Source organism: Pseudomonas umsongensis, from assembly GCF_002236105.1.
Taxonomy (GTDB): Bacteria; Pseudomonadota; Gammaproteobacteria; order Pseudomonadales; family Pseudomonadaceae; genus Aquipseudomonas; species Aquipseudomonas umsongensis.
Map to the genome: position 1 here is coordinate 594,670 of NZ_NIWU01000003.1, position 21,615 is coordinate 616,284.

The 21,615-nt window shown below is 60.6% G+C and carries 18 protein-coding genes; 12 read left to right on the forward strand and 6 right to left on the reverse strand.

What is annotated here, in order from left to right; translation table 11 throughout:
• Positions 1-190 precede the first annotated feature (190 nt).
• From rarD to PSUM_RS19400, 5 genes are all read right to left on the reverse strand, one after another.
• A complete protein-coding gene (gene rarD, locus PSUM_RS19380) occupies positions 191-1,078 on the reverse strand; it encodes an EamA family transporter RarD (RefSeq protein WP_083349832.1) in 888 nt (295 codons plus the stop codon).
• A gap of 159 nt (positions 1,079-1,237) precedes the next feature.
• Positions 1,238-2,212, reverse strand: coding sequence for a serine/threonine protein kinase (locus PSUM_RS19385; RefSeq protein ID WP_020796039.1), 975 nt, complete (start codon positions 2,210-2,212; stop codon positions 1,238-1,240).
• A gap of 186 nt (positions 2,213-2,398) precedes the next feature.
• Positions 2,399-4,300, reverse strand: a complete 1,902-nt coding sequence (locus PSUM_RS19390) for a PhoX family protein (protein WP_083349831.1) — start codon at positions 4,298-4,300, stop codon at positions 2,399-2,401.
• A 145-nt stretch (positions 4,301-4,445) separates the two neighbouring features.
• Positions 4,446-5,210, reverse strand: coding sequence for a TOBE domain-containing protein (locus PSUM_RS19395; RefSeq protein WP_083349830.1), 765 nt, complete (start codon positions 5,208-5,210; stop codon positions 4,446-4,448).
• 62 nt (positions 5,211-5,272) lie between these two features.
• Complete coding sequence (locus PSUM_RS19400; protein WP_020796036.1) at positions 5,273-6,013, reverse strand: ComFC family protein; 741 nt, start codon at positions 6,011-6,013, stop codon at positions 5,273-5,275.
• 94 nt (positions 6,014-6,107) lie between these two features.
• Here PSUM_RS19400 and bioB point away from each other — a divergent pair, with 94 nt between their 5' ends.
• The 10 genes from bioB to PSUM_RS19450 all read left to right on the forward strand — a co-directional run bounded on the left by bioB (position 6,108) and on the right by PSUM_RS19450 (position 18,617).
• Positions 6,108-7,163 (forward strand): biotin synthase BioB, encoded by a 1,056-nt coding sequence (gene bioB / locus PSUM_RS19405; protein ID WP_020796035.1) that lies wholly within the window; start codon positions 6,108-6,110, stop codon positions 7,161-7,163.
• A 147-nt stretch (positions 7,164-7,310) separates the two neighbouring features.
• Positions 7,311-8,489 carry an 8-amino-7-oxononanoate synthase gene (gene bioF / locus PSUM_RS19410; RefSeq protein ID WP_033043280.1) on the forward strand — a complete coding sequence of 393 codons (1,179 nt, stop codon included), beginning with the start codon at positions 7,311-7,313 and terminating at the stop codon, positions 8,487-8,489.
• A complete protein-coding gene (locus tag PSUM_RS19415; RefSeq protein ID WP_020796032.1) occupies positions 8,482-9,213 on the forward strand; it encodes an alpha/beta fold hydrolase in 732 nt (243 codons plus the stop codon). Before bioF ends, PSUM_RS19415 begins: the two co-directional genes overlap by 8 nt.
• Positions 9,206-10,018 carry a malonyl-ACP O-methyltransferase BioC gene (bioC, locus tag PSUM_RS19420; protein ID WP_020796031.1) on the forward strand — a complete coding sequence of 271 codons (813 nt, stop codon included), beginning with the start codon at positions 9,206-9,208 and terminating at the stop codon, positions 10,016-10,018. Before PSUM_RS19415 ends, bioC begins: the two co-directional genes overlap by 8 nt.
• Positions 10,015-10,695: a dethiobiotin synthase gene (gene bioD, locus PSUM_RS19425; protein WP_020796030.1), complete on the forward strand. Its 681-nt coding sequence runs from the start codon at positions 10,015-10,017 to the stop codon at positions 10,693-10,695. The genes bioC and bioD overlap by 4 nt, the downstream gene beginning before the upstream one ends.
• A gap of 107 nt (positions 10,696-10,802) precedes the next feature.
• Positions 10,803-11,099, forward strand: coding sequence for a hypothetical protein (locus PSUM_RS19430; protein WP_020796029.1), 297 nt, complete (start codon positions 10,803-10,805; stop codon positions 11,097-11,099).
• Between the two features lie 252 nt (positions 11,100-11,351).
• Complete coding sequence (locus PSUM_RS19435; protein WP_020796028.1) at positions 11,352-13,157, forward strand: phenylacyl-CoA dehydrogenase; 1,806 nt, start codon at positions 11,352-11,354, stop codon at positions 13,155-13,157.
• Between the two features lie 239 nt (positions 13,158-13,396).
• The gene (locus PSUM_RS19440) at positions 13,397-14,689 is read left to right on the forward strand and encodes a GGDEF domain-containing protein (protein ID WP_042955245.1); all 1,293 of its coding nucleotides are present in this window, start codon (positions 13,397-13,399) and stop codon (positions 14,687-14,689) included.
• An 87-nt stretch (positions 14,690-14,776) separates the two neighbouring features.
• Positions 14,777-16,573, forward strand: a complete 1,797-nt coding sequence (locus PSUM_RS19445; protein WP_083349829.1) for an acyl-CoA dehydrogenase C-terminal domain-containing protein — start codon at positions 14,777-14,779, stop codon at positions 16,571-16,573.
• A gap of 265 nt (positions 16,574-16,838) precedes the next feature.
• A complete protein-coding gene (locus tag PSUM_RS19450) occupies positions 16,839-18,617 on the forward strand; it encodes an acyl-CoA dehydrogenase C-terminal domain-containing protein (protein ID WP_033044806.1) in 1,779 nt (592 codons plus the stop codon).
• 227 nt (positions 18,618-18,844) lie between these two features.
• Here the strand turns inward: PSUM_RS19450 and PSUM_RS19455 are convergent, their stop codons facing one another.
• The gene (locus tag PSUM_RS19455; RefSeq protein WP_020796023.1) at positions 18,845-19,774 is read right to left on the reverse strand and encodes a LysR family transcriptional regulator; all 930 of its coding nucleotides are present in this window, start codon (positions 19,772-19,774) and stop codon (positions 18,845-18,847) included.
• 169 nt (positions 19,775-19,943) lie between these two features.
• Here PSUM_RS19455 and PSUM_RS19460 point away from each other — a divergent pair, with 169 nt between their 5' ends.
• Both PSUM_RS19460 and PSUM_RS19465 read left to right on the forward strand, forming a co-directional pair.
• A complete protein-coding gene (locus tag PSUM_RS19460) occupies positions 19,944-21,227 on the forward strand; it encodes an aspartate aminotransferase family protein (protein ID WP_083349828.1) in 1,284 nt (427 codons plus the stop codon).
• A 217-nt stretch (positions 21,228-21,444) separates the two neighbouring features.
• A complete protein-coding gene (locus PSUM_RS19465) occupies positions 21,445-21,603 on the forward strand; it encodes a YqaE/Pmp3 family membrane protein (protein WP_003228885.1) in 159 nt (52 codons plus the stop codon).
• Positions 21,604-21,615 lie beyond the last annotated feature (12 nt).

Consider the following 21,615-nt stretch of genomic DNA (forward strand, 5'->3'; position numbering starts at 1 on the left):
CCTGCCTGTGGATAACCTGTAGAGACAGCCCGCCAGGCCACGCCGGCCGTGGCTCTTCAAAGATTGATCAAAAAACCAGCAGTTTCAGTAACTTGCGCACAAACGGCGGGGATCACGCTGTGGATAACCTTGGGAAGGATCTATGCAGGCCACGGATAACGTGGCCTGTAGAGAGTTGTGTATTTTTTGATCAGCTGCGGCGGCGCAGGCTGAACCAGGCATCGACGCTGTAAACCGCCAGGCCTGCCCAGATGAAGATGAACGCAACCAGCGTACTCGACGATAGGTGCTCATCAAACAGCAGGACGGCCTGCAGCAGCACCAGGGTCGGTGCCAGGTATTGCAGGAATCCCAGGGTCGTGTAGGGCAAATGCCGCGCGGCAGCGTTGAAGCAGACCAGCGGCACCAGCGTTACCGGACCGGCAGCCACCAGCCACCAGGCTTCGGAGGTGGTCCAGAATTCAGCCTGGGCGCTGCTGGCGGTTGGATTGAGCAGTAACCAGGCCAGCGCTATCGGCACCAACATCCAGGTTTCGACCACCAATCCCGGGAGCGCCTTGACCGGCGCCTGCTTGCGAATCAACCCGTAGAAACCGAAGGTCAATGCCAGCACCAGCGACACCCAAGGCAGGCTGCCCACTTGCCATACTTGTTGCGCCACGCCAACCGCCGCCAGCCCCACGGCAATCCATTGCATGCGTCGCAGCCGCTCACCGAGGATCAGCATCCCCAGCAGCACGTTCACCAAGGGGTTGATGTAGTAACCGAGGCTGGCCTCCAACATGCGCCCGTTGTTCACCGACCACACATACGTCAGCCAGTTGGCGGCGATCAGCGTACCGCTCAAGGCCAGGATCGCCAGCCGACGTGGGTTCTCCCGTAGCTCGCGCCACCAGCCCGGATGTTTCCAGACCATCAGCAACAAGGCGCCGAACAACGCCGACCACAGCACGCGGTGAATGATGATCTCCACGGCGGGCACGTTGGCAATGGCCTTGAAGTAGAGCGGGAAAAGTCCCCAGATGATGTAGGCACTCAGGCCCAGAATGTACCCGCGACGCAGGTTGGCGGCTTGCATGCAGAATCCTTGCTTAGGCAGCTAACAAAGGAGGGATTGTAGGGCGGTTGTATAGATGTGTCGCTTCTGAAAGCAAAAGATCGCAGCCTGCGGCAGCTCCTACAGGGAATGGTGTACACCCGTAGGAGCTGCCGCAGGCTGCGATCTTTTGATCCCGGATTAAAAAAGCTTCAGCGGTTCTTCATTCAGCGCCGCGAGCTGCTCGCGCAATGCCAACACCTGGTCGCCCCAATAGCGTTCCGTGCCGAACCACGGAAAGCTGCGCGGGAATGCCGGGTCGTCCCAGCGACGGGCGAGCCAGGCGCTGTAGTGCATCAGGCGCAGCGCGCGAAGGGGTTCGATCAGCGCCAGTTCCCGGGGATTGAAATCGTGGAATTCGTTGTAGCCATCCATCAATTCCGACAACTGGCCCAGGCATTCCTGGCGATCGCCGGCCAGCATCATCCAGATGTCCTGTACCGCCGGGCCCATGCGGCAGTCGTCGAGGTCGACGATGTGGAACATCTCATCACGGCACATCATGTTGCCGGGGTGGCAATCGCCGTGCATGCGGATGTTCTGGTGCGGCGTATTGCTGTAGACATCCTCCACACGCTTGAGCAGATCGCGGGCCACGGACTCGTAGGCCGGCAGCAGGCTGCGGGGAATGAAGTTGCCTTCGAGCAAAGTCGTCAGCGAATCATGGCCAAAGTTTTTCACCGCCAGCGCCTCACGGTGCTCAAACGGTTTGGTCGAGCCCACTGCATGCAGTCGGCCGAGCAGTTGACCCAGGCGATACAGCTGATCGAGATTGCCAGGTTCCGGCGCGCGTCCGCCGCGGCGGGGGAACAGGGTGAAACGGAAGCCGTTGTGCTCGTGCAGGGTTTCACCGTTGTGGATCAGCGGCGCGACGACCGGTACCTCGACCTCGGCGAGCTCGAACGTGAACTGGTGTTCTTCCAGAATCGCTTCGTTGGTCCAGCGCTGCGGGCGATAGAACTTGGCGATCAACGGTTCGGCGTCTTCGATACCAACCTGGTAGACACGGTTTTCGTAGCTGTTGAGCGCCAGAATGCGGGCATCGCTGAGAAAGCCGATGCTTTCGACGGCATCGAGCACGAGGTCTGGGGTGAGCGTTTCAAACGGGTGGGCCATGCTGACTCCTGCGCGCAGCAGGCTGCTGCGTCCGGCCAGGCATGGTAGCGCAGACGGGGCTGCTTTAGGGGGTGGGTTGAGATGTGTGTTGTCTGGACTGACGCCATCGCGGGCAAGCCCGCTCCCACAGTGATTTGTGTCGTTCACTAAACCTGTGGGAGCGGGCTTGCCCGCGATGAGGGCCGATCAGGCGCCGACGACCCCTCCGTCTTCACGCGAAATGGCAATCACCGAAGACCGCGGCTTTCCATTCGGCAAGTGCTCAGGGAAGGTCGAACCGCCGTTCTCCCCCGGGTGCTGAATGCCGACGAACAAGGTCTTCTGGTCCGGCGAAAAGCTGATCCCCGTTACCTCACAACCAATCGGCCCGACCATGAACCGACGGATCTCGCCGGTCGTCGGGTCGGCGCAGAGCATCTGATTGTTGCCCATGCCGGCGAAGTCACCGGCATTACTCGAATCGCCGTCGGTTTGAATCCACAGCCGCCCAGCGTTATCGAACGCCAAGCCATCCGGACTGTTGAACATGTTCTGCGGGGTGATGTTCGACGAACCGCCCTTCGGCGTACCGGCGTGCACTTGCGGGTTGCCGGCGACCACGAACAGGTCCCAGGCAAAGGTGTTCGAGGCGTGGTCGTCGCGGTCGGTGCGCCAGCGCAGGATCTGCCCGTAGACGTTCTTCTCACGCGGGTTCGGCCCGCCTACCGGTTGCCCGTCTTCGCCACGCTTGGCGTTGTTGGTCAGGGTGCAGTAAACCTGACCGTCCTTGGGGCTGACGACAATCCATTCCGGGCGGTCCATGCGCGTCGCCTTCACCACGCTGGCTGCCAGGCGCGCGTGAATCAGCACTTGGCCCTGGTCGGCAAAACCGCTGCTGACGTCGATGCCGTTCTTGCCATGGGTCAGTTCGATCCATTGCCCTTGGCCCTTGGGGTGATCGGCATTGCCGTCGCCCGCGTCGAAACGTGCCACGTACAAGGTGCCGTGGTCCAGCAGGTCGCGGTTGGCCTTGGGATTCTGGTGATTGATCTTGTCGCGGCTGACGAACTTATAGATGAATTCGCCGCGCTCATCGTCGCCCATGTAAACCACGGCGCGGCCGTCTGTGGTTTCAGCCAGGGCGCCGTTTTCATGTTTGAAGCGGCCCAGTGCAGTGCGCTTGACCGGGGTCGACTGCGGGTCGAACGGGTCGATCTCGACGACCCAGCCATGACGGTTGAGCTCGTTGGGATTGTGCGCCATGTCGAAGCGCGAGTCGTGTTGATGCCAATTGATGTCTTTGCTGGTTGCCACCACGCCATAGCGTTTCTGTGCGGCATCGAATTTCTGTTCGGCATCGCTGCTGCCAAAGCAGTCGGTAAAGTTCTCTTCGCAGGTCAGGTAGGTGCCCCATGGCGTCTTGCCGTTGGCGCAGTTCTGGAACGTGCCGAGGACCGTTCTACCTTGTGCATCTGCACGGGTTTTCAACAGTTCGTGACCGGCGGCCGGGCCGCTCAGATGGATCGGCGAGTTACCGTGAATGCGCCGGTTATAGCGCGAGCCCTGCACAAACTGCCAATGACCATTCTCACGCTGTACTTCGATTACCGACACGCCTTCGCAAGCCAGGGCCTTATGCACTTCCTGCGCCGATTGCGGCATGCCCGCGTGGGGGTAGAGGTAGCGGTAATTGGTGTATTCGTTGTTGATCGCCATCAGCGCCCGATTGTTGTCATCCGGGAAGGCAAACAGGCTCATGCCATCGTTGTTGTCGCCGAACTGGACTTCCTGATGCTCGGCGGTGCCGTTGCCACTCATGTCGAACGCCGGGCCGTTTTTCTGCAGGGGCTGACCCCAACTGATCAGTACCGAAGATTTGTAGCCGGGGGGCAAGCTGATCGCGTCGGCAGTCGCGGCGGGAATGCTTTCGAAACCCAGCAACTGGCTGGTGCCGGCGCTGACGCTGGCGGCCAGTACACTGCGGCTCAGCAGGTTGCCGCCGAGGAACATGGCGGCACCGCACAAGGCGCCTGCGCTGATAAAGCCACGACGGCTGAGGCCGACCATCTGTTCGAGGTCGGTGGACTGGTTTTCTTCTAATAGGCTCACATCAGGCTCCCTGCGAATTTTGCAGTCACCTTAATGGTGGGTGATGAAGCTTTTGTTGCAGTAGGAGCTGCCGCAGGCTGCGATCTTTTGATCTTGATCTTGATCTTGAAAAGCAAAGTCAAAAGATCGCAGCCTGCGGCAGCTCCTACAACGGAGTGCCGAGCAATACATTGGAGGGAGAGAACTGCGCGCGTACCGATGTTCCGCGGGTCAGCTTGCGTGATTGCAAATGCCGGGGCTCGGCCAGCGCGCAGAGAGTCTGACCATTAGGCAGGCCGATTCGCACTTCGCAGGGGCCGTCTTCGGCGTCGAGGATTTCCTCGATGACACCTTCGAGGCAATTGTGACCGGGTGTTGCCTCGTCGCGGCCGCCCAGCAGATCGAGCCAACCGGCCTTGATCAGGGCGACAACTTCAGTGCCGGTTTGCAGGTCCAGGCGCACGGTACTGTCGTGGGTGATCTGCGCCGCGATACTCAGGCCTTCGGGCAGCTCAAGGCGAACCCGATCGTTATGGCCCTGGGTTTCAATGGCCGCGACTTTTCCATGCAACTGGTTGCGTGCGCTGGTCCTGAGCATCAGGCGACCGAGCAGGTCAAGGTCGCTTGCGTCTTCAGCGGCTTCCAGTACCTGGGCTTGCAGCGCCTGCAGCTTTTGATAGAGGCGCAGCACACGCTCGCCTTCAGCTGACAGTTTGGCGCCACCCCCTCCTTTGCCGCCGACACTGCGTTCCACCAGCGGTTTCTGCGCCAGGTTGTTCAGCTCATCGATAGCATCCCAAGCGGCCTTGTAGCTCAGGCCCGCGCTTTTCGCCGCGCGGGTGATCGATCCCTGCTCGGCGATGTGTTGCAGCAAGGCAATGCGTTGCGGGCGACGGACAATGTGCTGGGACAACAACGTAGGCAAGGACATGGCAAGACGCTTTGGCTATGACGGTGGTGAGGACGTTGGCGGCTCGGGACCCGGGAGTCAAGTCACGGCGACTCGCCAGGTTTGGGTGTGCGCGCCAGGCAATAGACGTCGACCCGTATGGCGCCTGCGTCCAGCAGCAGCAGGGTCAGTGCCTGCGCCGTGGCACCGGTGGTCAGAACGTCGTCCACCAGCGCCAGGTGGCGACCCTTCACTGATGCGTCGCTTGCCATGGCGAAGGCGTGGTGCAGGTTGCGTTTGCGTGCCTCGGCGTTCAGGTCTTGCTGGGCGTTGGTGTCTTGAGGCCTCAATAGCAATCGTTCATCAATAGGCACGTCGAGGCGTTCGCTGAGCCAGCGCGCCAGCATGGCAGCCTGATTGAAGCCGCGTTGGCGCAGGCGCCGGGTAGACATCGGCACGGGTACCAGCACATCGGGACGCGGCAGGTCATCGTTGAAGCGATGTTGCAGTGATTGAGCGAGAAGGTCGCCGAGCAGATGGCCATACGGCCATTTCGCGCTGTGCTTGAAGCGAGTAATCAGGCTGTCGATCGGGAAGTTGTAAGTCCAGGGCGCGACCACTCGCTCGAAGGCCGGTGGCTGCATGAGGCATTGGCCGCACGTCATGCCCGCAGCGGGCAAGGGCACTGCGCAGCGCTGGCAATGATCGCCGAGCCATGGCAACTCGGTTTCGCAAGCCATGCAAACGGGCGTGGTGCCATCGGCTACTTCATCACACAGTAAACAGTGGTGGTTATTTTTTAACCAGATGTAAACCGGCCTATCGTATCGTGGTTGACAGCGCATGACTCTTCCTTAAATATGCCGAAACACCTGTGATGCGCCGGTGGAAATTCCATTTCCCGGTCGCCTGCCAAAGCATAAAACAAAGGAAACGCCCATGAGCGCCAGCACCTCTGCAACTTTGCGTCATGACTGGTCTTTGGCCGAAGTCAAAGCACTCTTCGTTCAGCCATTCAATGACCTGTTGTTCCAGGCGCAGACGGTGCACCGCGCGCATTTCGACGCTAACCGCGTCCAGGTATCGACCTTGCTGTCGATCAAGACCGGTGCTTGCCCGGAAGATTGCAAATATTGTCCGCAGTCGGGTCACTACAACACCGGCCTGGAAAAAGAAAAGCTGATGGAAGTGCAGAAGGTCCTCGAAGAGGCCGCGCGGGCCAAGGCCATCGGGTCGACCCGTTTCTGCATGGGCGCGGCGTGGAAGCACCCGTCGGCCAAAGACATGCCGTATGTGCTGAAGATGGTCGAAGGCGTCAAGGCCCTTGGCCTGGAAACCTGCATGACCCTCGGTCGCCTCGATCAAGACCAGACCGAAGCGCTGGCCAAGGCTGGCCTTGACTACTACAACCACAACCTCGACACCTCGCCTGAGTTCTACGGCAGCATCATCACCACCCGCACTTACAGCGAGCGCCTGCAAACCTTGGCCTACGTCCGTGAATCGGGGATGAAGATCTGCTCCGGTGGCATCCTTGGCATGGGCGAGTCCCTCGATGACCGTGCCAACCTGCTGATCCAGCTGGCCAACCTGCCGGAGCACCCGGAGTCGGTGCCGATCAACATGTTGGTGAAAGTCGCCGGCACGCCCCTGGAGAATGCCGACGACGTCGACCCGTTCGACTTCATCCGCATGCTCGCCGTCGCGCGGATCCTCATGCCTAAATCCCACGTGCGCCTGTCCGCTGGCCGCGAAGCCATGAACGAGCAGATGCAGGCCCTGGCGTTCTTTGCCGGCGCCAACTCGATTTTCTACGGCGAAAAACTGCTGACCACCGCCAACCCGCAGGCCGACAAGGACATGCAACTGTTCGGGCGCTTGGGGATTTTGCCGGAAGCCCGCGAAGAGCACGCCGACGAAGTGCACCAGGCCGCCATTGAACAGGCGCTGGTGGAGCAAAAGAGCAGCGAGCAGTTCTATAACGCGGCTGTTTGATCCTTCTGAAGGAAGGCAAAACCCTGTGGGAGCGAGCCTGCTCGCGAAAGCTATGTAACAGTCGACACTTATGTTGAATGTGAAGGCCTCTTCGCGAGCAGGCTCGCTCCCACAGTGGAGATGTGTCATTTGATAGTCGAGGCCTGCATGTCTTTCGATCTCGCCGCACGCCTGGCTGCCCGTCGTGCCGAAAACCTCTACCGCCAACGTCCGTTGCTCGAAAGCCCGCAAGGGCCGCAAGTGGTGGTCGACGGTCAGCCATTGCTGGCGTTCTGCAACAACGACTACCTGGGCCTGGCCAGTCACCCCCAAGTGATCGAAGCCTGGCGCGCAGGGGCTGCCAAGTGGGGCGTGGGGGGTGGGGCGTCGCATCTGGTCATCGGCCACAGCGGCCCGCATCATGCCTTGGAAGAAGCCTTGGCCGACCTCACCGGTCGTCCGCGCGCCCTGCTGTTCACCACGGGCTACATGGCCAATCTCGGGGCGGTCACGGCGTTGGTGGGGCAGGGCGATACGGTGCTCGAAGACCGGCTCAACCATGCTTCGTTGCTCGATGCGGGCCTCTTGTCAGGGGCACGTTTCAATCGCTACTTGCACAACGATGCGGCGAGTCTGGCCAATCGTCTTGAGAAAGCCACCGGCAATACGCTGGTCGTGACTGACGGCGTCTTCAGCATGGACGGTGACATCGCCGATCTGCCAGCGCTGGCGCGAGAAGCCAAGGCCAAAGGTGCATGGCTGATGGTCGATGATGCGCACGGTTTCGGCCCGCTGGGCGCCAATGGCGGCGGGAGCGTCGAACATTTCGGCCTGAGCCAGGACGACGTGCCGGTACTGGTCGGCACGCTCGGCAAGGCGTTCGGAACGGCGGGGGCTTTCGTAGCCGGCAGCGAAGAGTTGATCGAGAGCCTGATCCAGTTCGCTCGCCCCTACATTTACACCACCAGCCAACCACCGGCCCTGGCCTGTGCGACCCTCAAAAGCCTGGAACTGCTGCGCAGCGAGCATTGGCGCCGCGAGCATTTGCAGACGCTGATCCGCCAGTTCCGGCAGGGCGCCGAGCAAATCGGCCTGGAGCTGATGGACAGTTTCACGCCGATCCAGCCGATCATGATTGGTGACGCCGGGCGCGCGGTGCGCTTGTCGCAGATGCTGCGCGAACGCGGCTTGATGGTGAGTGCGATCCGTCCGCCAACCGTGCCGGCCGGCAGTGCCCGACTGCGCGTAACCCTGACTGCCGCCCATAGCGAGGCGCAAGTGCAGCTATTGTTGGAGGGACTGGCCGATTGTTATCAACGACTGGGAGCGGAGCCTGGCCATGCGTGATCGATTGATTCTGTTGCCCGGTTGGGGCCTCGGAATTTCGCCGCTGCAACCATTGGGCGCTGCCCTGCAGGGCCTGGACGAACACATGCGGGTCGAAATCGAGCCGCTGCCCGAGCTGGATTCGAGCAATCTTGAACATTGGCTCGATGAACTCGACGCCAGCGTGCCGCAGGACGCCTGGCTCGGCGGCTGGTCACTGGGTGGCATGCTCGCGTCCGAGTTGGCGGCGCGCCGTGGCGACCGTTGCTGTGGTCTGCTGACCTTGGCGAGCAATCCTTCTTTTGTCAGCCACGACCAATGGCCAAACGCAATGCCTGGCGAAACGTTCGATGCCTTTCTGGCAGGCTGCGCTGCCGATCCGCGCATGACCTTGAAGCGTTTTTCATTGCTCTGCGCCCAAGGTGCCGAAGACCCGCGCGGCTTGTCTCGCCTGTTGCTCGCAGGGGCGCCGCACTCAACGGCGGCAGTGCTATTGAGTGGCCTGGAATTGCTCGCGCAGATGGACACTCGCCAAGCCCTGCAGACATTCCGCGGTCCGCAATTGCATCTGTTTGCCGGCCTCGACGGGCTGGTGCCGGCCGAAGCCGCCGAGGCCTTGCTGGCGTTGCTACCCGATGTCGAAATCGGTCTGATCGAACAGGCCGGCCACGCGTTTCTCCTGGAAAATCCCCACGGTGTCGCGGGGGCGATCCAGGCCTTTTTGCATGAGTGCGGCGATGACTGATTTATCCTTTCCCAAGTTGCCCGGTGGTTTGCCCGACAAGCGCCAGGTAGCCGCGTCGTTTTCCCGTGCCGCGGCAAGCTACGACAGCGTGGCCGAGTTGCAACGTGATGTCGGTGGCCAGTTGTTGCACCGTTTACCGCAGGCGTTCGTACCCCGGCGCTGGCTCGATCTCGGGTGCGGCACCGGCTATTTCAGTCGTGCGCTGGGCGAGCGGTTTCCCGACGGCCAGGGCGTGGCGCTGGACATCGCCGAAGGCATGCTCAATCACGCCCGACCGTTGGGCGGCGCCGCGCACTTCATCGCCGGCGACGCCGAGCGGATGCCATTGCGCGATGCGACGTGCGACCTGATTTTCTCCAGCCTGGCCGTGCAGTGGTGCGCGGACTTCGCGTCGGTGCTCAGCGAAGCGCATCGGGTGCTCAAGCCGGGCGGTGTCTTTGCATTTGCTAGTCTCTGTGTAGGCACGTTGTTCGAGTTGCGTGACAGCTGGCGTCAGGTGGATGGCATGGTGCACGTCAACCGCTTCCGCGAGTTCAACGTTTATCAACAGCTGTGTGCGGCCAGCGGCTTGCGCGCAATCAGCCTGGAAAACCAGGCACATGTGCTGCATTACCCGGACGTGCGCAGCCTGACCCATGAGCTCAAGGCCTTGGGGGCGCACAACCTCAACCCTGGGCGTCCGGGCGGCTTGACCGGTCGGGCGCGGATTCTCGGCCTGGTCGAGGCTTACGAGCAGTTTCGTCAGGCCCAAGGCCTGCCGGCGACTTATCAAGTGGTGTACGCCGTTTTGGAGAAACCCTTATGAGCTCCGCGTATTTCATCACCGGTACGGACACCGATGTCGGGAAAACCACGATCGCCGCCGGTCTGTTGTATGCCGCGCGATCAGCCGGGTTAAGCACGGCAGCAGGCAAGCCGGTGGCCTCTGGTTGTTCGGTGACGCCCAAGGGGCTGCGCAATGCTGACGCGCTGGCGTTACTGGCGGAGTGTTCGCTGCCCTTGACCTACACCCAGGTCAATCCGGTGGCGCTGGAGCCGGCGATTGCGCCGCACCTGGCCGCGCGTGAGGCCGGCATCGCGTTAACCGTGCAATCGCTGCTGACTCCGATGCAGCACATACTCGACATGCAGGCCGACTTCACCCTGGTCGAGGGGGCTGGAGGCTGGCGCGTGCCATTGGCCGACCAGGACAACCTGTCGGACCTGGCGATGGCGCTGGGTCTGCCGGTCATCCTGGTGGTCGGCGTACGCTTGGGCTGCATCAACCACGCGTTGCTGACGGCCGAAGCGATTGCCCGGGACGGTTTGCAGCTGGCGGGATGGGTGGCGAACATCATAGATCCGAAGACTTCGCGCCTTGAAGAAAATCTGGCGACCCTCGCCGAACGCTTGCCAGCGCCCTGCCTGGGGCGGGTGCCGAAGCTCAAGGTGGTCACGGCCGAAGCAGTCGCGGAGCACCTGCAACTCGACCTCCTGGACTAGATGTTGGCTATGGTGCGGCACTGTGCCATTAGTGTTTTTGACGGGCGATTTCTCGGTATGTCTGCTTCAATGAACACTGATGACTCTTTGCAAGGACGAGCACTTCCATGGAAATCTCGGGAAATACCGCTTTCTATGCCGGCCTGAGCACTGTTCAGGCGGGGCAAGACCGTATTGATCAAGCCGCCGGAAAAATCGCCAACGCGACGATCGAGCGTTCGGTGAGCAGCCAGTCCTCCGAGGCTCAGGTCGATCGCCTGCGTTCGGTCGACCGTAGTCGGCAGTCGGACCTCGTGAGCCATGAAATCGAAATGGCCGAAGGCCGGTTTCAGGTGGAGTTGGGCGCCAAAGTCGCCAAGGCTTCCGATGAAATGCTCGGCACCTTGATCGACACCTACGCCTGAACTCACGCTGAAAGCGCACCGTCTGGCGGTACGCTTTCAGCGTGAGTTCCTGTACCCATCTTCTTTTCTCGCGCTGCGCGCTGCTCGTGCAATAGCGTCAGGCTCGCGTGCGCGCTGTTTATTGGTTGGATGACGAATGGCAAAAGATCGGTGCTTGACAAGATTTGGGCGTAAACGTATGTTTCAAACAACTGTTTGATCGTTTCGACAACGGTCGCTCATTCCCGGTTACATCAGCAGAGGTTTATCGCTATGCCTGACTACAAGGCCCCCTTGCGTGATATTCGCTTCGTTCGTGACGAACTGCTCGGCTACGAAGCGCACTATCAGAGCCTTCCGGCTTGTGCAGACGCAACTCCGGACATGGTTGACGCCATTCTCGAAGAAGGCGCCAAGTTTTGTGAGCAGGTACTGGCTCCGCTGAACCGCGTGGGCGACACCGAAGGCTGCACCTGGAGCGAGTCCGGCGTTAAGACCCCGACTGGCTTCAAAGAGGCCTACAAGCAATTCGTCGAAGGCGGCTGGCCAAGCCTGGCCCACGACGTTGAGCACGGTGGCCAAGGCCTGCCGGAGTCTCTGGGCCTGGCAGTCAGCGAAATGGTTGGCGAAGCCAACTGGTCGTGGGGCATGTACCCGGGCCTGTCCCACGGCGCGATGAACACCATTTCCGAGCACGGCACGCCTGAGCAACAAGAGGCATACCTGACCAAGCTGGTTTCCGGTGAATGGACCGGCACCATGTGCCTGACCGAACCGCACTGCGGCACCGACCTGGGCATGTTGCGCACCAAGGCTGAACCTCAGGCCGACGGTTCCTACAAAGTCTCCGGCACCAAGATCTTCATCTCGGCCGGTGAACACGACATGGCCGACAACATCGTGCACATCGTGCTGGCCCGCCTGCCCGATGCGCCGGCTGGCACCAAAGGCATTTCGCTGTTCATCGTGCCAAAGTTCCTGCCAAACGCCGATGGTTCGATCGGTGCGCGTAACGCCGTGTCCTGTGGCTCCCTGGAACACAAGATGGGCATCCACGGTAACGCCACCTGCGTGATGAACTTCGACGCGGCCACCGGTTTCCTGATCGGCCCGGCGAACAAAGGCCTGAACTGCATGTTCACCTTCATGAACACCGCACGTCTGGGTACCGCGCTGCAAGGCCTGGCCCACGCCGAAATCGGTTTCCAGGGTGGCCTGAAATACGCTCGTGATCGTCTGCAAATGCGCTCGCTGACTGGCCCGAAAGCGCCGGAAAAAGCCGCTGACCCGATCATCGTGCACCCGGATGTACGTCGCATGCTGTTGACCATGAAGGCATTCGCCGAAGGCAACCGTGCGATGGTCTACTTCACCGCCAAGCAAGTCGACATCGTCAAGTACGGCGTGGACGAGGAAGAGAAGAAGAAGGCCGATGCGCTGCTGGCGTTCATGACTCCGATCGCCAAGGCCTTCATGACCGAAGTCGGTTTCGAATCGGCTAACCACGGCGTGCAAATCTACGGTGGCCATGGCTTCATCGCCGAGTGGGGCATGGAGCAGAACGTTCGCGACAGCCGTATTTCGATGCTGTACGAAGGCACCACCGGCATCCAGGCACTCGACCTGCTGGGCCGTAAAGTGCTGATGACTCAAGGCGAGGCCCTCAAGGGCTTCACCAAGATCGTGCACAAGTTCTGCCAGACCAACGAAGGCAACGAAGCTGTCAAAGAGTTCGTCACACCGCTGGCTGCATTGAACAAGGAATGGGGCGAGCTGACCATGAAGGTCGGTATGGCTGCCATGAAAGACCGCGAAGAAGTCGGCGCGGCCTCGGTGGACTACCTGATGTACTCGGGTTACGCCTGCCTGGCCTACTTCTGGGCTGACATGGCACGCCTGGCCGCCGAGAAACTGGCTGCCGGCACTTCTGACGAGGCGTTCTACACCGCCAAGCTGCAGACGGCGCGCTTCTACTTCCAGCGTATCCTGCCGCGCACCCGCACTCACGTTGCAACCATGCTGTCGGGCGCCAACAACCTGATGGACATGAAGGAAGAGGACTTCGCGCTGGGCTACTAAGCCTTAACGCGGTACTTCAAGAAAACCGCTGCTCCTTCGGGGGCAGCGGTTTTTTTTTGCCTGTTGGTTGATGCTCTTTGTAGGAGCGAGCCTGCTCGCGATGCAACGCTGCACCACCCGGCAAGCCGCAGACGCTGTCTTAAAAATTTCTTGGTAATTGACTCAGCAAGTCGAGATTGATGCCGTTACAGTTGTTGGCACATTGCCATCAATCGAAATGACGGGTCGGAGCTTTACCTTTGCCGCGTTCATCCGCTGTCCGTGTGGGTCATTTTTTGCCGTCGTCAGTGCTGTTACTGGCGGGGCTCGCGGCTGCCTACATCAAGGACCTGAACGTGTTCTTCACGTCGTTGTTCCAGGTGCTTCCAACCTTGGTGTTGTTGCTCGGCGGTGCCTACTGTGCGGTTTACCGACGCCAGCGCGAGCTGTTTCTGATGGTCACGGTGTACATCGCCTACTTCCTGCTCGACACCCAGACCGATTACTACCGTGACAACGGCAAGGTGCGAGACGACGCCGCCGTGGTCTTTCATTTGTGTTGCCTGCTGTTGCCATTGCTGTTCGGCGTATTCGCCGCGTGGCAGGAGCGTACACATCTGTTCCAGGACATGGTCGCCCGTTTCGCCGTTTTACTGGCCGTCGGTAGCGTTGCATTGGCACTGGAACAAAGTTACCCACAGGCGTTGCTGGTGTGGCTTTCGCAGATACGCTGGCCTGCCTTGCACGGCGCCTGGATGAGCCTGATCCAGCTGTCCTATCCCGTGTTCATCGCATCGTTCGCGCTGCTGGCCTACCAGTACTGGCGTCACCCAAGACCGCTGCATGCGGCACAGCTGGTGGGGTTGCTCGGGCTGTTCTGGATGTTGCCGAAAACCTTCATCCTGCCCTTCACCCTGAACATCATGTGCAGCCAGGTGATGCTGATGATCGCGGCCGCCGTTGCTCATGAGGCCTATCAAATGGCCTTCCGTGACGAACTCACCGGCCTGCCCGGGCGCCGCGCGTTGAATGAGCGCATGCAGCGCCTGGGGCGCAACTATGTGTTGGCCATGAGTGACGTCGACCACTTCAAGAAATTCAACGATACCCACGGCCATGACGTCGGTGACCAGGTGCTGCGACTGGTCGCCAGCAAACTGTCGAAAATCGGCGGAGGCGGTAAGGCCTATCGTTATGGTGGAGAGGAGTTCGCCCTGGTGTTTGCCGGCAAGACCCTCGAAGAATGCATGCCGCACCTGGAGGTCATTCGCGAATCCATTGCCACCTACAACATTCATCTGCGCAATCAGGACAGCCGTCCACAGGATGACAATCAGGGCCGCCAGCGTCGCGCCGGCGCCAGCGCCTCGAGTGTGTCGGTGACTGTCAGCATCGGCGTTGCCGAACGGGTGGAACAACGCACGCCCGAGAAAGTGCTCAAGTCCGCCGACCAGGCGCTTTACAGCGCCAAGGGCGCCGGACGCAACTGCGTGATGGCGTTCGGTCAGAACCGCCGTGGCGCCGTGCGCATGGACGCTGCTGCGGTTGAGTGATGACGGCGCATTCAGCGTCTGGACTGTCATTGTGAAGGGCGGGGCGGCGGCAGTAGGTTTGAGTCATCTACTGCCGGAGAAACGACCATGCCCGCCTACAAGGCTCCCCTGCGCGACATGCGCTTCCTGATTGACCACGTCTTCGATTTTCACAGCAACTACGCAGCGCTCGGCGCCACCGAGGCCAGTCCGGACATGGTCAGTGCGATCCTCGAAGAGGGTGCCAGGTTTTGTGAAAACGTGCTGTCGCCTCTCAACCGTAGCGGCGACGAAGAGGGCTGCCATTTCGACAACGGTGTGGTCACGACGCCTGCAGGTTTCAAGCGGGCTTTCGCCCAATACGTCGAAGGTGGCTGGCATGGCCTGGCGGCTGATCCGGCGTATGGCGGTCAGGGTCTGCCCGGCTCGCTGGGGCTGGTCATCAGCGAGATGGTGGGTTCGAGCAACACGTCGTGGGGCATGTACCCAGGCCTGACCCACGGCGCCATGTCGGCGATCCACGCCCATGGCACTGAAGAACAGAAACGAACCTACCTGAGCAAACTCACCGCCGGCCAATGGACCGGCACCATGTGCCTGACCGAAGCCCATTGCGGCACCGACCTGGGCATCATCAAGACCCGCGCCGTGCCTGCAGCCGACGGCAGTTATACGATCACCGGCAGCAAGATTTTCATCTCCGCCGGCGAGCACGACATGAGCGCCAACATCATTCATCTGGTACTGGCGAAACTGCCGGATGCGCCGGCCGGGACCAAGGGTATTTCGCTGTTTATCGTGCCCAAGTTCCTGCCCGATACCGAGGGCGAAGCGGGCGAGCGCAATGGGGTTTCCTGCGGCGCCATCGAGCACAAGATGGGGATCAAGGCCTCGGCCACCTGCGTGCTGAATTTCGACGGGGCCAAGGGCTTTTTGATCGGGGAAGCGAACAAGGGCCTCAACTGTATGTTCACCATGATGAACCACGCGCGGCTGGGCACGGGCATGCAGGGTTTGTGCCTGGGCGAAGCGAGTTTCCAGGGCGCGATCCAGTACGCCAACGACCGTTTGCAGATGCGCGCATTGACAGGCCCGAAAGCCCCGGATAAAGCTGCCGACCCTATCATCGTGCATCCGGATGTACGTCGGATGTTGCTGACCATGAAAGCCTTCAACGAAGGCAATCGGGCACTGACTTATTTCACTGCGCAGTTGCTCGACGTGGCGCACCGGAGCTCGGATGCAACGGCACGCCAGGATGCCGAAGACCTGCTGGCCTTCCTGACGCCGATCTGCAAAGCCTTCATGACTGAAACCGGGCTGGAAGTGACCAACCATGGCATGCAGGTATTCGGCGGCCACGGATTCATTCGTGAATGGGGTATGGAACAGCTGGTTCGCGACTGCCGGATCGCGCCGATCTATGAGGGCACCAATGGCATCCAGGCGTTGGACCTGCTCGGGCGCAAAGTGCTCGGCAGCCAGGGCAAGCTGTTGCGCGGCTTCACTAAAATCGTCCACAAGTTTTGCGCGGCCAACGTCGCGCATCCACAGTTGGGCAACTATGTGGCGCAGCTCGATGCGCTGAATCAGCAATGGGGCGAGTTGACGACCAAGGTCGGCATGGCGGCGATGAAAAACCCGGATGAAGTCGGCGCCGCATCGGTGGATTACCTGATGTACAGCGGTTACATCATCCTCGGCTACTTGTGGTTGCGTATGGCGTTGGTGGCGCAGGCGCAGCTCGATGCTGGCAGCGGCGACGCGGATTTCTGCCGGGCCAAACTGGCGACCAGTGAGTTTTACTTCAAGCGCCTGTTGCCGCGTACCGACGCTCATCGGGCGGCGATCGAAGCGGGGAGTGATTGCCTGATGCAGTTACCGGCGGAGTTGTTTGCGCTCTGATGGGCTTTTCTGTAGGAGCGAGCATGCTCGCGATGGTCGTTAACGATAACGTTGGAAGCCAGGTGCCCCGAGGCGTCCTCAGGTTTATCGCGAGCAGGCTCGCTTCTACAATTCTTGCGTTTCCCCTCTACATTTCACCGGTGACTAAAAATTACAAAACAGTCATGTGCTGACCCTATGTGTCGCAAAAGTTGTTGGGTTACACTCGGACCCAAAGAAAAGCATCTTTCCTACGAGCCATCTGTTTAGATTTGCGAGGTTTGCCATGGCTGACTACAAAGCGCCCCTGCGCGATATGCGCTTCGTCCTCAATGAGGTGTTCGAGGTCGCCAAACTCTGGGCCGAGCTGCCAGCATTGGCCGATTCCATTGATGCTGAAACGGTCGAAGCCATTCTCGAAGAAGCCGGCAAGGTCACCAGTAAAAGCGTTGCGCCCCTGAGCCGTGCGGCTGACGAGGAAGGTTGTCACTGGGCGGACGGTGCTGTCACCACGCCGGCGGGTTTCCCACAGGCTTACCAAACCTACGCTGAAGGTGGTTGGGTCGGTGTAGGTGGAGATCCGGCCTACGGCGGCATGGGCATGCCCAAGGCCGTTTCGGCCCAGGTCGAGGAAATGGTCAACTCGGCCAGCCTGTCGTTCGGTCTGTACCCGATGCTGACCGCCGGCGCTTGCCTGTCGATCAACGCCCACGCCAGTGAAGAACTGAAGGCCGCCTACCTGCCGAACATGTACGCCGGCGTCTGGGCCGGTTCCATGTGTCTGACCGAACCGCACGCCGGCACCGACCTGGGGATCATCCGCACCAAGGCCGAGCCTCAGGCCGACGGTTCCTACAAGGTCAGCGGCACCAAGATCTTCATCACCGGCGGCGAACACGACCTGACCGAAAACATCATCCACCTGGTGCTGGCCAAACTGCCCGATGCGCCGGCTGGACCTAAAGGGATTTCGCTGTTCCTGGTGCCCAAGTTCATGGTCAATGCCGACGGCAGCCTGGGTGCGCGCAACCCGGCCAACTGCGGCTCGATCGAACACAAGATGGGCATCCAGGCCTCTGCGACCTGCGTGATGAACTTCGATGAAGCCGTGGGTTACCTGGTCGGCGAGCCGAACAAGGGCCTGGCGGCAATGTTCACCATGATGAACTACGAGCGCCTGGGCGTCGGCATCCAGGGCTTGGCCACCGGCGAGCGCTCCTACCAGAACGCTGTCGAGTACGCTCGTGATCGTCTGCAGAGCCGTTCGCCAACCGGCGCGCAGAACAAAGACAAAGTCGCTGACCCGATCATCGTCCACCCGGACGTGCGTCGCATGTTGCTGACCATGAAAGCCGCGAACGAAGGTGGCCGCGCTTTCTCGACCTACGTCGCCATGCAATTGGACACCGCCAAGTTCAGCGAAGACGCCACCACCCGCAAGCGCGCGGAAGACCTGGTGGCCTTGCTGACCCCGGTGGCCAAGGCGTTCCTCACCGATCTGGGCCTGGAAACCACGGTTCACGGCCAACAGGTATTCGGCGGCCACGGTTACATCCGTGAGTGGGGTCAGGAGCAATTGGTGCGCGACGTGCGCATCACCCAGATCTACGAAGGCACCAACGGTATCCAGGCGCTGGACCTGGTGGGACGCAAGATCGTCGGCAGCGGCGGGGCGTTCTACAATCTGTTTGCCGACGAGATTCGTCACTTCACCGCAACGGCCAGTGCTGACCTGGCGGAGTTCACCAAGCCGCTCAACGATGCGGTGACGACGCTCGACGAGCTGACGGCATGGCTGCTGGACCGGGCGAAAAACAACCCGAATGAAATCGGCGCGGCGTCGGTCGAGTACCTGCAAGTATTTGGCTACGTAGCCTATGCCTACATGTGGGCCTTGATGGCCAAGGCGGCTCTCGGCAAGGAAACGCAGGACGATTTCTACGCCAGCAAGCTGGGCACCGCGCGCTTCTATTTCGCCCGTTTGCTACCGCGTATTCACTCGCTGAACGCGTCGGTGAAGGCCGGTAGCGAATCGCTGTTCCTGTTGGAGGCCGGGCAATTCTGAGTTTGTAACCTGATGTAAGCATTCTCTTACATGACGTGCTGCTGTTCTCCCATAGTCGTAAATTGGATCCACAGCTAATCTACTGCTTATGGACGTAGCGCAGGAAGCGCAAAGCAACAACACGGACACGTAGGATTCTGCCAGGACGGCGGAGTGAAATGGATGTCAGGGAAACAGTCTGCAAAGCCCCGCTTCGGCGGGGTTTTCTTTTGCCTCGAGAAAAGTGTTCAGCTCAGGCCATCCAGTGCCGGCGGGCTGTTCAAGCGTTCATCCGGCCGATTGATCACCTCTTCCAGCAATGTGCGCAGCAAGGCCAGCGATGCCTGTTGCCGTTGCACATCGCGACAGACCAACCCGACTTTCAGCGGCACCCGCGGCTCGCTCAGGGGTTTCCACAACAATTGCTGGTTGCCGTGGGTCTTCTGCGAGCGTCCAGGCAGCACCGTCGCCAGTCGCGTGTGCGGCAGGCTGTCGAGTATGCCGGCCATGTTGTTCAGCTCGGCCTGCACTTGCGGACGCCGTCCCAGGCTGGCCATTTGCGCCTGCCAGATCTGCCGTATCTGAAACTCTTCGCCCAGCAGCAACATCGGCAATTCGGCAGCCTGGCTCATGGAGACTTTCTTGAATTCGCGCAATGGATGGTCTGCCGGGATGACCAGCGTCAGTTCGTCTTCGTACAACAGCACTCCGTGCAGACCCGGCTGACGAGGCGGCAAGTAGCCGATGCCGATGTCCAGCGAACCATTGAGCAGGCGTCGCTCGATTTCCAGTCCCGTCAGTTCATAGATCTGCACCACCAGATGAGGTTGCGCCTTGCGCACCCGCTCGAGCATTTGTGGCACCAGGCTGGTGTGCACGGTTTGCAGTACGCCAATGGCCAGGGTGCGCAGCGCATGCCCCTTGAAGTTGCCCAGTGCTTCACGTGCCCGTTGCAGGCCATCGAGCAAGGGCAGGGCATGGTTATAGAGCGTATGGGCCGCAAGGGTCGGCAATAGGCGTTTGCTGCTGCGTTCGAACAGGCTCACATCCAGGGTTTGTTCAAGGTGGCGGATCTGTTGAGACAGCGCCGGCTGTGAAATGGACAGGCGCTCGGCAGCCCGGCCCACATGGCCCTCTTCGTAGACCGCGACGAAATAACGCAGTTGCTTGAAATCCATAAGTAATTCTTATCGAAAATGCTGGGAAATCGAAATAGCTCATCGCCTTGGGTGAGCCTAGTCTAACCCTATTCACACGGCTTACAGGGCCCCGGAACGCGATGAACTCCCTTCGTTTCGATGACGTTTGCATAGGTAACGCAAAAAACCTTCTGCGAGGGTTGCACCTATGAATCTGTTCAGCCTGCGCCGACATGCGCCCAGTCTCGACGATTTGCTGGAGGACAGTTCCTCTGCCCCCAACGCAGACAATCTTTGCAGCGAGTACCTGATGCCCAGTGTCGATCGACCCCAACAGGTTTTTGCCCGCGGCCAGGGTTCCTGGTTGTGGGACAGCGATGACCGTGCGTATCTGGATTTCTCCCAGGGCAGCGGTGCCAATAGCCTTGGTCACAGCCCCAAGGCACTGGTCAGCGCCATTACTGCGCAGGCGCAAGCGTTGATCAATCCCGGTTTCGCCCTGCATAACCGCGGCATGCTCAAGCTCGCCGAGCGCCTGTGTGCCATCACCGGCAGCGACCAGGCGTACCTGCTCAACAGCGGCAGCGAGGCCTGTGAGGCGGCGATCAAGCTGGCGCGCAAATGGGGTCAACGGCATCGCGGCGGGGCTTCGCGGATTATCGTGGCCAATCAGGCTTGCCATGGTCGTAGCCTGGGGACGATTTCGGCGTCGGACAGTTCGACCCTGGTCAACCGCTTCGAGCCGCAGCTTCCGGGGTTCAGTCGCGTCCCCTTCAATGACCTTGCGGCGCTGAATGCGGCGGTGGATGAACGGACCGTGGCGATCATGCTCGAGCCGATCCAGAGTGAAGCTGGGGTGATTGCGGCTACCGCACATTACCTCAAGGGGGTCGAGCGCCTGTGTCGCGAGTTGGGCATCCTGCTGATCTTCGACGAGGTGCAAACCGGTGTCGGTCGCTGTGGCAGCCTGCTGGCTGAACAGTCCTTCGGTGTGCGGGCCGATATCGTCGTGCTCGGCAAAGGGCTTGGCGGTGGCGTACCGGTGGCGGCGCTGCTGGCGCGGGGCAAGGCCTGCTGCCTGGAAACCGGCGAAATGAGCGGTACCCATCATGGCAACGCACTGCTGACTGCAGCCGGCCTGGCGGTGCTCGATAGCGTGCAGGACAAAGGCTTTCTCGAGCATGTCGGGGAAATGGCGCAGCACCTGCGCGAAGGCCTGCAGCGTTTGTCCCATCGTTACGGACACGGCGAATTACGCGGGCAAGGTTTGCTCTGGGGGTTGACGCTTTCCGACGACTCGGCAGACGCCGTGGTCAAGGCCGCGTTGTACGAAGGGCTGTTGCTGGACGCGCCGCGAGCCGATTGCCTGCGATTTACCCCGGCGCTGACGGTCAGCAAGTCCAATATCGATGAAATGCTGCTGCGCCTGGCCCGTGCCTTCTCCCGCGTACGCACCGCACAGCTGCAATGCCGTAAAGGGATTGCCGTCTGAGCGGACGCTTCCTGCACGAATTCCCGAACCGTCTCGCGGTATAACGCACGCCCCACGCCTGATTCTTTTGGCGTGGGGCGTTTTTTTATGGCGGTTGCATCGTTCAGAAACATGGCCTGGGTACATTGGCCTGAACAGTCGGGCTGAACCCTGACCAACGGTACAGGTCGATAGGGTATGGGCTCGCGTGAGCCCACTTCAATCAGGAGCTATGTCCATGGACTTTATCCGCATCATCATCGCCATTCTGTTGCCACCACTGGGTGTATTTCTGCAAGTGGGGTTCGGTGGAGCGTTCTGGCTGAATATTCTGCTGACGCTGTGCGGTTACATTCCCGGGATCGTGCATGCGGTGTACATCATCGCCAAGCGGTGAGGCGTTTTTCCC